The 12,602-nt window shown below is 69.8% G+C and carries 13 protein-coding genes; 9 read left to right on the forward strand and 4 right to left on the reverse strand.

Annotated features, from left to right (window positions below):
- Window positions 1-2: 2 nt before the first annotated feature.
- Together CFN78_RS20155 and CFN78_RS20160 are read left to right on the forward strand one after the other, a co-directional pair.
- Entirely contained in the window at window positions 3-668 is a 666-nt protein-coding gene (locus tag CFN78_RS20155; protein ID WP_240519569.1) for a DUF2334 domain-containing protein, read from the forward strand.
- A gap of 209 nt (window positions 669-877) precedes the next feature.
- Complete coding sequence (locus CFN78_RS20160; protein ID WP_240519570.1) at window positions 878-1,792, forward strand: cutinase family protein; 915 nt, start codon at window positions 878-880, stop codon at window positions 1,790-1,792.
- 88 nt (window positions 1,793-1,880) lie between these two features.
- Here CFN78_RS20160 and CFN78_RS20165 read toward each other — a convergent pair whose 3' ends face one another.
- Both CFN78_RS20165 and CFN78_RS20170 read right to left on the reverse strand, forming a co-directional pair.
- Window positions 1,881-2,507, reverse strand: coding sequence for an MBL fold metallo-hydrolase (locus CFN78_RS20165; protein ID WP_094864407.1), 627 nt, complete (start codon window positions 2,505-2,507; stop codon window positions 1,881-1,883).
- Between the two features lie 60 nt (window positions 2,508-2,567).
- Complete coding sequence (locus CFN78_RS20170; RefSeq protein ID WP_094864408.1) at window positions 2,568-3,512, reverse strand: ArsR/SmtB family transcription factor; 945 nt, start codon at window positions 3,510-3,512, stop codon at window positions 2,568-2,570.
- A gap of 70 nt (window positions 3,513-3,582) precedes the next feature.
- Here CFN78_RS20170 and CFN78_RS20175 point away from each other — a divergent pair, with 70 nt between their 5' ends.
- From CFN78_RS20175 to CFN78_RS20190, 4 genes are all read left to right on the forward strand, one after another.
- The gene (locus CFN78_RS20175; RefSeq protein WP_420807908.1) at window positions 3,583-4,755 is read left to right on the forward strand and encodes an MFS transporter; all 1,173 of its coding nucleotides are present in this window, start codon (window positions 3,583-3,585) and stop codon (window positions 4,753-4,755) included.
- A 33-nt stretch (window positions 4,756-4,788) separates the two neighbouring features.
- A complete protein-coding gene (locus CFN78_RS20180) occupies window positions 4,789-6,279 on the forward strand; it encodes an aldehyde dehydrogenase family protein (protein WP_094864409.1) in 1,491 nt (496 codons plus the stop codon).
- Between the two features lie 189 nt (window positions 6,280-6,468).
- Window positions 6,469-7,638 carry a trypsin-like serine peptidase gene (locus tag CFN78_RS20185; RefSeq protein WP_094864410.1) on the forward strand — a complete coding sequence of 390 codons (1,170 nt, stop codon included), beginning with the start codon at window positions 6,469-6,471 and terminating at the stop codon, window positions 7,636-7,638.
- A 173-nt stretch (window positions 7,639-7,811) separates the two neighbouring features.
- On the forward strand, window positions 7,812-8,714 hold the full coding sequence (locus tag CFN78_RS20190; RefSeq protein ID WP_094864411.1) for an esterase/lipase family protein: 903 nt from the start codon (window positions 7,812-7,814) through the stop codon (window positions 8,712-8,714).
- 69 nt (window positions 8,715-8,783) lie between these two features.
- Here CFN78_RS20190 and CFN78_RS20195 read toward each other — a convergent pair whose 3' ends face one another.
- Window positions 8,784-10,358 carry a GMC family oxidoreductase gene (locus CFN78_RS20195; RefSeq protein WP_094864412.1) on the reverse strand — a complete coding sequence of 525 codons (1,575 nt, stop codon included), beginning with the start codon at window positions 10,356-10,358 and terminating at the stop codon, window positions 8,784-8,786.
- Window positions 10,359-10,582: 224 nt separating this feature from the next.
- On the opposite strand from CFN78_RS20195, the gene CFN78_RS20200 reads away from it, so the two are divergent.
- The 3 genes from CFN78_RS20200 (at window position 10,583) to purQ (ending at window position 12,067) form a co-directional block, all read left to right on the forward strand.
- Window positions 10,583-11,026 carry a L,D-transpeptidase gene (locus CFN78_RS20200; RefSeq protein WP_094864413.1) on the forward strand — a complete coding sequence of 148 codons (444 nt, stop codon included), beginning with the start codon at window positions 10,583-10,585 and terminating at the stop codon, window positions 11,024-11,026.
- 130 nt (window positions 11,027-11,156) lie between these two features.
- Window positions 11,157-11,396 (forward strand): phosphoribosylformylglycinamidine synthase subunit PurS, encoded by a 240-nt coding sequence (gene purS, locus CFN78_RS20205; RefSeq protein WP_094864414.1) that lies wholly within the window; start codon window positions 11,157-11,159, stop codon window positions 11,394-11,396.
- The gene (gene purQ / locus CFN78_RS20210; RefSeq protein ID WP_094864415.1) at window positions 11,393-12,067 is read left to right on the forward strand and encodes a phosphoribosylformylglycinamidine synthase subunit PurQ; all 675 of its coding nucleotides are present in this window, start codon (window positions 11,393-11,395) and stop codon (window positions 12,065-12,067) included. Before purS ends, purQ begins: the two co-directional genes overlap by 4 nt.
- A 129-nt stretch (window positions 12,068-12,196) precedes the next feature.
- Here the strand turns inward: purQ and CFN78_RS20215 are convergent, their stop codons facing one another.
- The gene (locus CFN78_RS20215; protein ID WP_133116396.1) at window positions 12,197-12,541 is read right to left on the reverse strand and encodes a hypothetical protein; all 345 of its coding nucleotides are present in this window, start codon (window positions 12,539-12,541) and stop codon (window positions 12,197-12,199) included.
- Between the last annotated feature and the right edge of the window lie 61 nt (window positions 12,542-12,602).

The raw sequence follows: 12,602 nt of genomic DNA on the forward strand, positions 1-12,602 counted from the left end.
ACGTGGACGCTCGCCTGCTGGTCTCGCTCTCCGGCATCACGCCCCGGACGTTGCACCGCTGTGCCGAACTGGCCGCGGAACTGGACCGCCGACATGTGCCGATGACCATGCTGTTCACCCCCCGTTCCGGAGACGCCGCGACCGCGTGGATGTCCGGACGGGTACGTCAGGGTGACGCGATCCTGTTACGGGGTAACCATTCCCGGGGTGTGGACTTCGCCTCGCTGCCCGCGCACGAGGCCCGGTTGCGGCTCATCGCCGCCGTCGCCGGACTGGACCGGGCGGGCCTGCGTGCCGAGGGTTTCGCCCCGCCGGGCCGGTTCGCCTCCCGCGGAACGCTGGAAGCGTTGCGGGAACACGGTTTCGGCGTGTGCGCCGATCTGGCGGCCGTGCACGACCTGCGCTCCGGCGCGGTGCTGCGTTCCCGGGTGCAGGGCTTCGGCAGCCAGCGTCAGCGCACCGAGACCCTGCGCTGTTTCGCGCTCGTGCTCACCGCCGCGCGGGCGGCGCGGCGGAGCGGGCTGGTCCGGCTCGGCGTCGACGCGGACGATCTGCTGCGCCCCGGCCGGCGGCAGGCCTTCCTCGACGCGGTCGACGTCGCCCGCGAGAACGGGGCCGTGCCCAGCACGTACTCGGCGATCCGTAAGCGGCTGGCCGTCGCCTCCTGAATCGGGCGGACCAGTGACATCGGGGCTTTCGGCGTAACTGGGGAACGGTTGTCCTCCCAGCGGCCGAATCGGCCGGACAAAAACCGACCTATCTGTGTACAACTTTGTTCGTCATGTGGATACTATCGATCCGTGTGCACAGCACGACCCCCCGAGCGACGCCGGCCCGCCATGCATCCCCGCAACGTGAACGGAAACGGGAACACGACATGAAACTGCAAGTGAAGGCGTTGCTGGCAACGGCGGCGATGGTCCCCCTGCTGGGCATCACCGCCGCCACCGTCGCGACCGCGGAACCCGCGTCGCCGGCGGCTGCCTGCCCGGACCGGATGATCTTCGAAGTCGGCGGCAACGGTGACCCCAAGGCCGACGTCTACAACGGCTCGAACGAACGGCTCCCGGCCGGCGTGGCGTTCACCAAGGTCGAGTACTCGGCCTCCATCGCCCCGCTGCCCGGCAACCCCATCTCGATGGACGACTCCGTGGCCGAGGGCATCGGCAACCTGGACCGCGCGGTGCGCGACTTCCACGGCGCCTGCGGCGGCGCGCAGATCACCATCTCCGGTTACTCGCAGGGCGCCATCGTCGCCGGAGACGTGCTGAACGCGCTGTCGGCGGACACCGTGATCCCGCACGGCCAGGTCAACGGCGTGCTCTACGGCGACCCGCGCCGCCCCAGCGACAACGGTCCCGGTGGCATCGAGGGCAACATCCCGACGATCATCCCCGGTCTGTCGATGAAGGGCGAGCGCGGTTTCGGCGACATCGCCGTGCACGAGATCTGCAACAAGAACGACACGATCTGCTTCTCCGAGAACCCGATCACCAATCTTCTCGGATTCGCCAACGGCGTCGTCGGCTACCTTTCCGGCGACCACCGGTACGTCATCGATCCGCACGCGCACATGGGCAACGGTGACACCGTGCACGACCAGCCGCCGCGCGTGCCGCACGGCCCGCCGCTGCCGCTGCCGATCGGTACCCCCTGGGAGATCTTCAACGGAAACCTGGGTGCCGCACAGGACTCGGTGACCCAGATCCGCAACCAGGTAGCGAACGCGCTCAGCCCGGAGCTGCGTGACCGGCTCGCCGAGCTGCCCTTCCTCTCGGTCCCCTCAGCCTGACCTCCCGGCGTGCCAGGGGCGATGCGGCCCCGGTGGGATCTCCTTCCCTCCGGGGTCGCATCGTGCCCGCCCAGGATCGGTGGTGTGCTCAGAGCTCCGACTGCTCCTGCTGGGTGAGCACGCGAACCTCGGTGCCCTCCGGGGCAAGGCCGGCGAACATGCCGTAGTGCATCTGCGGCCGTGCCAGCACCGCCTCGTGGATCGGCACGGCCACCCGCGGCGCGACGGCGCGCAGGTAGTCCACCGCCTCGGAGAGCTTCAGCCACGGCGCCCCTGTCGGCAGGCCAAGCACGTCGATCCGTTGCTGTGGAACGAAGAACGAGTCGCCGGGGTGGTAGAACGCACCCTTGTCGACGACGAATCCGAGATTGTCCACGGTCGGCACGTCCGGATGGATCACGGCGTGCTCGCCACCGACGACGTCCACGGTCAGGTCGCCGAACTCCAGCGCGTCGCCGGGACGGGCGATCTGGGCGGCCAGTCCGGTCTGCTCGGCGGTGCCCTGGTCGAGGATCAGCCGGGCGTCCGGGTTGGCCTTCATCAGCGCGGGCAGCCGGTCCGGGTCGGCGTGGTCCGGGTGCTGGTGGGTGACCAGCACGGCGTCGAGCTCCCGTTCCCCCTCGAACCCGGACGAGAACGTGCCGGGGTCGATGAGAATGCGCGCGCCCTCGCTCTCCAGCAGCACGCATGAGTGTCCGAAATGGACTATCCGCATCTGGTTCTCCCTTACGTGGCAAAGTATCCGGCAAGTGTATGCCGATCCCGCCGGACGTGCTCAGGAGTCGAGGAGTGCGTCGCCGAGCTCGGTGCGGCGGTAGAGGACGGCGTGCCCGTGCCGGGCGGTGTCCAGCAGTCCGCCCGCCCGCAGCGCGCCTAGATGCTCGGAGACGGTGCTCGCCGCGAGACCCAGCCGTACCGCCAGCGCCGAGGTGCTCATCGGCTCGTCCAGTGCCGTGAGCAGGGCGGCCTTGGTCCGGCCCAGCACACCGGCGAGTTCCCGGGACGCGACGGCCGGCGGTTCGCGCAACCGGCCCACCCCTCGCGCCGGGTACAGCACGGTCGGCTGCCAGGGCGGCACCAGCATGACGCCGACACGCGGCCAGGCGAACACGCACGGCAGCAGCAACAGGCCCCGCCGGTCCAGCCGGACCCGGGAACGGGATCGTGCCCGGACGGTGAGCACGTCCCCGCGCAGCCGGACGGACTCGTGCAGATCGTTCAACACCCCCGCCACGCCCTCGTCGGCCAGCCGGTGCGAGCGGTACTCGATGTCCGCCGCGACGATCGAGCGCAGGCGGGGCCAGTGCGGGGCGACCAGCCGGGTCCACACCAGTTCGAGCTGGTCGGCGAGCAGATCGCGGGCGGCCACCGGATCCTCGGGCAGGGCGCTCAGGTCGGCGTCCACCATCGCCAGCTCCGCCTCCACCTGCGCCGCCGGGGTCCGCCGTACGGCGGCGAGTTGCGCCCCGGCCGTCGTCCGCGGGCCGTGCGGAGGCGGGCTGAGGAAGTCGGTGATGTAGTACCGGGCGCCGAGCACGGTGCGCAGTTCGCCGACGGGCAGGCGGGCGGCCGCCGCGGCGGTGTCCCGCAGCCACGGTTCGTGCGCCGGGTGCCCGCGCAGGCCGAGCAGCACCTGGATCGCGCCGAGAGCCTCCTCCAGCGGGGAGATCCCGAACCGCACCCGGCGCGCGCTCGTCCCGTCCAGCACCAGTTCGATCACGGCAGCTCGTCTCCATTCGGCGATACCCGAATCAGTGTGCCGTACCCGGACGGTCCGCAAGCGTGGACCGGTGACCGCACACCCCGTATCCCTCGCCCGTCACCGCGCCTACTGGCGCTGGTCGGCCGGGGTCCAGCTCAACCGGCTGCCCGCCGCCATGGCGCCGCTCGCCTTCACCGTGCTCACCACCGAACTGACCGGCTCCTACCGGCTCGGCGGCGTGATGATGACGGTGTTCGTCCTGGCAGAGCTGGCCGGTGCCGTCCCGGCGGGCAGGCTGCTCGACCGGATCGGCCCCGCCCGTGGCCTGATGCTGTTGCTGACCTGCGCCGCGCTCGCGCTCGGCGGCCTTGCCACCGCCGCCGCGGCCGGAGCGCCCGCCGGAGCGCTGCTGGTACTGGTCGCCGTGCCGGGTCTGATCGCGGGTGGGCTGTCCGGCGGCTTCCGCACCCTGCTCGCCGGGACCGTCGACGACGGTCTGCTCACCAGGGCCATCGCCGTCGACGCGATGATCATCGACGCCGTGCTGATCCTCGGCCCGGTGCTGGTCGCGCTGCTGACCGTGGCCGATCCGCTGGTGCCGCTGGCGGTGATGGCGCTGGCGTACCTGCTCTCCGCCGCGCTGGTCCCGCGCGGGCTCGCGCCACCTCGTCCGGACACCGGTTCCGGCGGACGGCCCGGCGTGCCGCTGCGTGCGGCCTCCTGCTGGCTGGCCTGCCAGTTCGCCATCGGTCACCTGCTCGCGACGATCGAGGTCGCCCCGCTGCCGCTGGTGCAGCGGCTCGGCGCGGACGCCGCCGCGGCGCCACTGGTGATCGTCGCCGTCTCCGGGGCGAGCATCCTCGGCGGTGCGTTCTACGCCTGGCGCGGCGCACGGCTGCGGGCCACGCCGCGATGGCAGGCGACCGTGCTGCTGTGCGGTTTCGTGGCCGGCGGCATGGTGGTGGGCCTCGACCTGGGCTGGCCGGGACTGCTGCTCGGTGTCGTGCTCATCGGCGTCTGCACGGCGCCGCTGCTCACCGTCGCCTCCGTGCAGCTCCAGCGGCTGCTGCCGGAGCGGCGCCGGGCGGAGGGCTTCTCGCTCTCGTTCGCCGTGCAGTCCACCGGCTTTGGGCTCGGCTCGCTCAGCGTCGGCGTACTGCCGCTGGAACTGGCCCCCGCGCTGGGCGTGTTCAGCGCCCTCGCCGGATGCGTGCTGCTGTGGACGTCCGCACCGCTTTCACCGGTGGATACCGGCGAGTAACGTCGGGGGCAGCAGCCACCGGAGGAGATACGGATGACGATCGCGCAGACGCCGCGTACGACCGAGACGTTCGACTCGCTCGACCCCGCGACCGACGAGGTCGTGGGCACCTACCCCGTGCACACCGCCGAGGAGGTCGACGCGGCCGTCGCCAGGGCGCGTGGCGCCGCGGCCTGGTGGGGATCGCTGTCCTTCGCCGAACGCGGCGAGCGGCTGCGCCGGTGGAAGGGCGTGGTCACCCGGCGCCTGCCGCAGCTCTGCGAGCTCGTCCGCGCGGAGACCGGCAAGCCCGTCGGGGACGCCCAGCTCGAATCCGTGCTGGCCATCGAGCACATCTCCTGGGCGGGCAAGAACGCCCGCAAGGTCCTCGGTTCGAAGCGCCGCGCGGCGGGCTCGCTCATGTCGAACCAGGCGGCGACGGTCGAGTACCAGCCGCTCGGCGTGGTCGGCGTGATCGGCCCGTGGAACTACCCGGTGTTCACCCCGCTCGGCTCCATCACCTACGCCCTCGCCGCTGGCAACGCGGTGGTGTTCAAGCCCAGCGAGTTCACCCCCGGCGTCGGCAAGTGGCTGGTCGACGCGTTCGCCGAGGTGGTGCCCGAGCACCCGGTGCTGCAACTGATCACCGGACTCGGCGAGACCGGGGCCGCGCTGGTCCGCTCCGGCGTGGACAAGATCGCGTTCACCGGCTCCACCGCCACCGGCAAGAAGATCATGGCCTCGGCAGCCGACACCCTGACGCCGGTCGTCATCGAGGCGGGCGGCAAGGACCCGGTGCTGGTCGACGCCGACGCCGATCTGGACGCCGCCGCCGAGGCCACCGTCTGGGGCGCGTTCTCCAACTCCGGGCAGACCTGCATCGGCGTCGAACGGGTCTACGTGCACGAGCGGGTGCACGACGAGTTCGTCGCCAAGGTGGTCGCGCTGGCCAAGGACGTGAAGCCCGGCTCCGCCGCGGGTTCCGCCTACGGTCCGGTCACCATGCCCGCCCAGCTCGCCGTGATCCGCGGGCACATCGCCGACGCGCTCGCCCGCGGCGGCCGGGCGCTGGTCGGTGGCGCGGACGCGGTCGGCGAGCGGTACGTCCAGCCGACCGTTCTCGTCGACGTTCCCGAGGACTCCGAGGCGGTACGCGAGGAGACCTTCGGCCCCACCGTCACCATCGCGAAGGTGCGCGATATGGACGAGGCGGTCCAGCGGGCGAACGATTCGAAGTACGGCCTCGGCTCCACTGTGTTCTCGAAGAAGCGCGGAATGGAACTCGCCCGGCGGTTGCGCACCGGCCAGACGGCGATCAACGCGCCGCTGTCCTTCGCCGGAATCGCCTCCCTGCCGTTCGGTGGCATCGGCGAATCCGGCTTCGGCCGGATCCACGGTGACGAGGGGTTGCGCGAGTTCGCCTGGCCCAAAGCCATTGCGCGGCAACGGTTCTCCTCGCCGTTGAACCTCACCACCTTCGCCAGGACGGAGAAGACCGACGCGCTCGTCGGCAAGCTGATGACCGTTCTGCACGGCAAACGCTGACGCCACGGGTGCCTTTCCCCGCATGTCAGGGAAAGGCACCCGTCCGGCCCAGTGGAATTCATCGGAGCCGCTGGTGAGAGTGCCACGACGTTCCCATCGGTGTGCTGTTTCGCCAGACTTTCGGCGCTAACACACCGGCCGGACTCTCTGCATTCTGAGCATCACCGACTCACTCCATGAGGTGATGCAATGAGAGGCTCCCTGCGCCTTCTCGCCGTCGGCGCGCTCGCGCTGCCGGCCGCCGCAGCCGCACTGACCGTCCCGGCGGGCGCCGACACCGCCGTGCCCGCCCCCGCCCCGGCCGCCGTGGCCGCCCCCACTCCCGGCTTCGCCGGCGAGCAGCAGCAGATCTCCACCACGCTGACCGGTGCGCAGGCGAGCGAGGTCATCTCGCGGCCCGACGCGAACTACCTGAAGGTGCACGCCTCCGCGCTCGACCTGAAGGCGGGCGACGTGCTCAGCGTCGCCGGCGCCGACGGTGCCGAGCAGCGCAGCTACACCCAGGGCGACCTGCTGCCGGACGGCCTGTGGGCGCTGTCGGTGGACGGCGACAGCGTGTCGGTGAGCATCACCGCCGCCGACGGCGGAGCGCCGGACCCGGCCAGCACCGCCACCCTGGACAAGGTCACCCGCGGGTTCAGCGACACCGAACTGCGCGAACGCCGCGACGTCAAGCCGTACTCGGTGTGCGGCGACGGCACCGACTTCAAGGACACCGTCTGCTACGAGAGCGAGGCGCCGGAACAGTTCGGCAACACCCCCGCGGTCGGCAGGCTGCTCCTCTCCGGCGGCGGCTTCTGCACCGCGTGGCGCATCGGCGCCGAGAACCAGGTGATGACGAACAACCACTGCATCGGCTCCGAGTCCGAGATCGCGGGTGCCGAGGTGCAGTTCGGTTACGAGTGCGCGACCTGTGGCGGTGGCGACGAGGGTGAGGGCACCAAGGTCGCGGGCGAGGAGTTCCTCAAGACCAGCAGCGGCCTGGACGCGACGCTGTTCTCCGTGAAGGACTTCGACAGCATCTCCGAGTTCGGCTTCCTTGAGCTCGACAACCGGCTGCCGGACGTCGGCGAGGAGATGTACATCATCGGTCACCCCGACGCGATGCCGAAGCAGCTCTCGATGGCCGACGACACCAGCGACAACGGCAACTGCATCGTCAACGAGGTGAAGACCGGCGGCGTCGGTGAGATCCCCGAGTCCGACATCGGCTACCAGTGCGACACGATGGGCGGCTCCTCCGGTTCGCCGGTGCTGTCCAAGGACACCAACAAGGTCATCGCGCTGCACCACCTGGGCGGCTGCCCGAACCAGGGTGCCCGCGCCGACCTGATCGCCGAGGAATTCGGCCTGGCGTAAGGGTTCCACGCACGAAGACTCGATACCACGACGAAGGCCGTCGCTTCGAAACCTGGAGCGACGGCCTTCGTCGTGCTGCATGTGGGGGATGCACAGGGGGCGTGCGGGTGCGGTAATTTCGGTGCCGGTCCGGTGCAGGGGGTACCGGACCGCCGCGAGGCGAAGGGGGATCCATGACGAACACGAACGCGCGCCGCGTGCTGGCGGCGCTCGCCGCTTCCGCGGTGCTGGCCACCGCGAGCACGACCGGGACCGCACAGGCCGAACCGTCGGCGAAGGCGGACGAACCCGTCTTCTTCGTACACGGTTACGGCTACGACGAGGGTGTCGAGGGCGGCAAGGACTGCGACAACATCTGGGGCAACGCACGGAAGTACTTCACCGAACGCGGCTGGGCGGCCGGTTCGCTGAAGACCGTCGGCTACTACACCGGTGACAAGAACTGCGATGTGTCCATCGACGGTGCCACGGCGACCAAGGACACCCGGATCAAGCACATCGCCGCCGACCTGGCGAACCACATCCACGACAACTACACCAGCAAGGGAAAGTCCGTCGAGATCGTCGGCCATTCGATGGGCGGGCTGATCGGCCGGGTAGCGCTGCTCGGCTCGGCGAAGGGCTGGGACGGTTTCCCGAAGGGCAAGCTGAAAGTCGGCGATCTCGTCACGCTCGGCACCCCGCACCAGGGCGTCAAGGAGCCCGGCAAGCACGGTGACACGCAGTGGAAGTCGATGGACCCGGACTCGGAGTTCATGAGAGTGCTCGACGCGCCGGAGAACCGGGTGAGCCAGGACTGGGCCTCGGGCACCGACTGGACGTTCGCCGGTGCGGACGAGGACGAGACGGTGAGCGGTTCCTCCGCGATCGACAAGGGACGGCACGCCGACCACAAGTTCCGTTACCTGGAAGGAAACGAGCACACGGTCACCCACTCCGGCATCCGCAAGTGGTACAGCGGCAAGTACAACCTGCGGTTCTGGCACTCCAGCGAGGGTGAATCGCACGACACCACGAACGGCTGGGCCCCGTTGAAGGCCGCGCACAACGCGCTCTCGGAGAACGGCGGCTGGTGAACGGCGGCTGGTGAACGGTGCGTTCGCCGGTGTGCCACGGGAACGTCCGCGGCACACCGGCGACGTGCGTCAGCGTCCGCGAATCAGGTCAGCGGCCTTCTCCGCCACCATGATCGTCGGGGCGTTCGTGTTGCCGCGCGGGACCACCGGCATCACCGAGGCGTCCACCACGCGCAGCCCGTCCACGCCGTGCACCCGCAGATCCGGTGCCACCACAGCGTTCTCGCCGGTACCCATCGCGCAGGTGCCCACCGGGTGGTACAGCGTCTGCGTCCACTTCTTGACGTGCTCGGTCAGCGCCTCGTCGTCCAGATCGTGCCGTCCAGGCAGGAACGGCGCGTCGAGGAAGCGCGCGAGCGGGCCGGAACGGCCGATCTCCATCAGGGTGCGCAGGCCGGACAGCATGGCCACCAGATCGGCTCGGTCGGAGAAGTAGTCCGGGTCGAGTTCGGGCCGCCACATCGGGTGCTCCGAACGCAGCCGCAGCCTGCCCCGGCTGGCGACGTCGACCAGCGTGGCCGCTGAGGTGAACCCGGAGACGGTCGGCTCGCGCAGGCCGTTGTCGTAGAACAGCGTCGGCGCGATGTGGAACTGCATGTCCGGTCCGGCGAGGCCATCTACTGTGGACAGAAACCCGCCACCCTCGCCGATGTTGGAGCTGAGCGGGCCCCGCTTGGTGAGCTGCCAGCGGAGGAGTCCGGCCGGGGTCGCCGCGTCGACCACGTCGGTGGTGCCCTTTGTGGACCAGACGATCGGCGCGGCAGGGTGGTCGTGCAGGTTGGCACCGACGCCAGGCAGGCCGGCGACCACCTCGATGCCGTGTTCGCGCAGGTGCTCGGCCGGTCCGATGCCGGAGAGCATCAGCAGTTGCGGGGAGTTGATCGCGCCGCCGCACAGCAGCACCTCCCCGTCCGCGTACACGGTGTGCGCACCATCGGCGTCCACATAGGACACTCCGGTGGCGCGGACACCGGTGAGCACGACGCCGGTGGCGTGGGCGCCGGTGCGTACCGTCAGGTTCGGCCGTTCCATCGCCGGGCGCAGGTAGCCGTCGGCGGCCGACCAGCGGCGGCCCTTGCGGCAGGTCACCTGGTAGACGCCCGCGCCCTCCTGTGTCTCACCGTTGAAGTCCTCGTTGCGCTTCATTCCCCAGGACACCGCGGAGTCCACCCAGGCCGTGGTGAGTTCGTGGGTGAACCGGCGGTCCTCGACGTGCAGCGGGCCGTCGGTGCCGTGCAGCGGTCCGCCGAGGCGGGTGTTGCCCTCGGCCCGGACGAAGTACGGCAGCACGTCCTGGTGCCCCCAGCCCTCGGCGCCGTGCGCGTCGCGCCACCCGTCGTAGTCGGCGCGGTTTCCGCGGATGTAGATCATCGCGTTCATCGAGGAACAGCCGCCGAGCATCTTCCCGCGCGGCCAGTACGCCGACTTGCCGAGATGCTTCTGCGGAGTCGTCTCGTAGTTCCAGTCCCACTTCGTCTTGAACAGTGACGCGAACGCCGCCGGGATCCGCACCTCGTCCGCCGTGTCCTCGCCGCCGGCCTCGAGTAGCAGTACCCGCGCCGAGGGGTCCTCGCTCAGCCGGGCGGCGAGCACACAGCCCGCACTGCCGGCGCCGACGATGACGTAGTCGAACGATTCGGCCACGATGCCTCCTTCATTGACGGGGGGTCAGTAGCGATCATGCCCCGTATCCGGGCAGGTAGGAAGGATGACCGGATAGCAGGGTGACGCTGAGCGACCGAGCCGGAGATTATTAGGCCGAATCGGCCAAATGTTGGTTAAGAAGCAACCAACCTGGTCACCGGACCGTCTACCTGTCAGCACCAAACACGAGCTCGCCGCTCCGGCGGGCAGATGGGAGGTACACGATGGGAACCGTCCGGAAGATCGTCGGTATCGCTGCCACCACGGCCGCCCTCGGCACGGCGGGAGCGATCGCCGCACCGGCGGCCAGCGCCGAGATCGCACCGTGCAGCGCCGCTGCCGACGCCTGCATCCAGCTCGGTATCAACGCCGCCTGGGTGATGGACAACGGCAACACCACCTACGGCGCCGTGCCGATCACCTCCGGCAAGCCCGGTTACGAGACGCCGACCGGCACCTTCCAGGTCACGTTCAAGGACGCGGACTACTGGAGCCAGGCCTACGACGCCCCGATGCCGAACGCCGTCTTCTTCACCACCAGCGGCATCGCCTTCCACGAAGGCAGCCTGGATGTCCTGTCGCACGGCTGCATCCACCTCTCGCCGGAGGCGTCGGTCGAGTTCTTCAACGGGCTCGAGCCGGGCGACACCGTCGAGGTGGTCGCCTGACCCCGGGTGAGGAGTCTGTCGTGAGCGTCGGCCACGAGCCGGGCCGAGGGGCGTCGGGGGTCCCTCGGCCCGGCTCGGTTATTCTCTGGGGGTACCGCCGACCTGCACAGATGTTGGGAGAACACCTGCCGTGGCTCGAGTCGTCGTGGACGTCATGCCGAAGCCGGAGATCCTGGACCCGCAGGGGCAGGCGGTGGCCGGAGCGCTGCCGCGCCTCGGTTTCCACGGCGTATCCGACGTCCGTCAGGGCAAGCATTTCGAGCTGGAGGTCGACGACTCGGTCGACGACGCGACGCTCGACAAGATCGCCGAGGGCTTCCTCTCCAACCCGGTGATCGAGGACTTCGTCGTCCGGCGGGTCCAGTCGTGAAGATCGGCGCGGTCACCTTTCCCGGCACCCTCGACGACACCGACACCGCGCGCGCCATCGAACGAGCCGGTGCCGAGGCCGTCGCCCTCTGGCACGGTGACGCCGAGCTGCACGGTGTCGACGCGGTGATCCTGCCCGGTGGCTTCTCCTACGGTGACTACCTGCGCGCCGGCGCCATCGCCCGGTTCGCCCCGGTGATGGAGTCGATCATCGAGGCTGCGCGCAAGGGCATGCCGGTTCTCGGAATCTGCAACGGTTTCCAGGTGCTCTGCGAGGCCGGGCTGTTACCGGGTGCGCTGCTGCGCAACGAGGGTCTGCACTTCGTCTGCCGGGACCAGTGGCTGCGGGTGGAGAACAACACCACCGCGTGGAGCACCCGGTTCGAGCAGGGGGCCGAGATCATCATCCCGGTCAAGAACATGGACGGCCGCTACACCGCCGCACAGTCCACTGTGGACGAGCTGGAGGGTGAGGGGCGAGTCGTCTTCCGTTACGTCGGCGTCAACCCGAACGGATCCCTCGGCGACATCGCCGGGATCAGTGACGCCACCGGTCGCATCGTCGGCCTGATGCCGCATCCGGAGCACGCGATCGACGCGCTCACCGGGCCGTCCGACGACGGTCTCGGCCTGTTCTACTCCGCTGTCGACACGCTGGTCGCCTCCGCCTGAGTTGCTCGTCCCGGTCACGCGACAACTCGTCGGCGAGTTCCCCCAGGCACCCCGCCAGAAGGGGAACTCGCCGACGAGATTTCCAGGTGCGGGCCCGCCGGGTAGCCCGCCCGGCAAACCCTCACCGGGTCAGCAGGACGGGATTCCCGGCGCGCTGGTCATATTGCCGGAGTACACGTAGGTGTTCTTCGGCAACGAGTAGATCCGGTACCAGTAATTGCCCGCGCTGCTCGTCGTCCGGCACTGCACGCGAATTCCCGTGCCGGCCGATACGTGCTCGACGAGCTTTCCCTTCGACGACGCCGTCTCCCGGATGCTGGCCCCGTTCGGCCCTGCGTAGAGCAGCGTGTCGGCAGCGTGCACATCGGCAGGCTGAACGTCCGAAGTCTGCGCACCGGCCGGCGCGGACATCGTGAGCAGCGTGGCCGCCGTCGCCACACCGATACCCACTGCCGCGCCAATACTCTTCTTCATGATTACCCCTCGTCGATTTCTTTCCCCAATTCGGCCGCGCTGTTCGTGTCGCGGCCCGGAT

Origin of the sequence: Amycolatopsis antarctica (assembly GCF_002262875.1) — a bacterium.
Lineage (GTDB): Bacteria > Actinomycetota > Actinomycetes > Mycobacteriales > Pseudonocardiaceae > Amycolatopsis > Amycolatopsis antarctica.

Bases quoted from the DNA above. Each gene is read 5' to 3' on its own strand.
- CFN78_RS20160 (WP_240519570.1), top strand. From the start codon at position 878: ATGAAACTGCAAGTGAAGGCGTTGCTGGCAACGGCGGCGATGGTCCCC.
- CFN78_RS20165 (WP_094864407.1), bottom strand. From the start codon at position 2,507: ATGCGGATAGTCCATTTCGGACACTCATGCGTGCTGCTGGAGAGCGAG.
- CFN78_RS20180 (WP_094864409.1), top strand. From the start codon at position 4,789: ATGACGATCGCGCAGACGCCGCGTACGACCGAGACGTTCGACTCGCTC.
- CFN78_RS20185 (WP_094864410.1), top strand. From the start codon at position 6,469: ATGAGAGGCTCCCTGCGCCTTCTCGCCGTCGGCGCGCTCGCGCTGCCG.
- CFN78_RS20190 (WP_094864411.1), top strand. From the start codon at position 7,812: ATGACGAACACGAACGCGCGCCGCGTGCTGGCGGCGCTCGCCGCTTCC.
- CFN78_RS20200 (WP_094864413.1), top strand. From the start codon at position 10,583: ATGGGAACCGTCCGGAAGATCGTCGGTATCGCTGCCACCACGGCCGCC.
- CFN78_RS20215 (WP_133116396.1), bottom strand. From the start codon at position 12,541: ATGAAGAAGAGTATTGGCGCGGCAGTGGGTATCGGTGTGGCGACGGCG.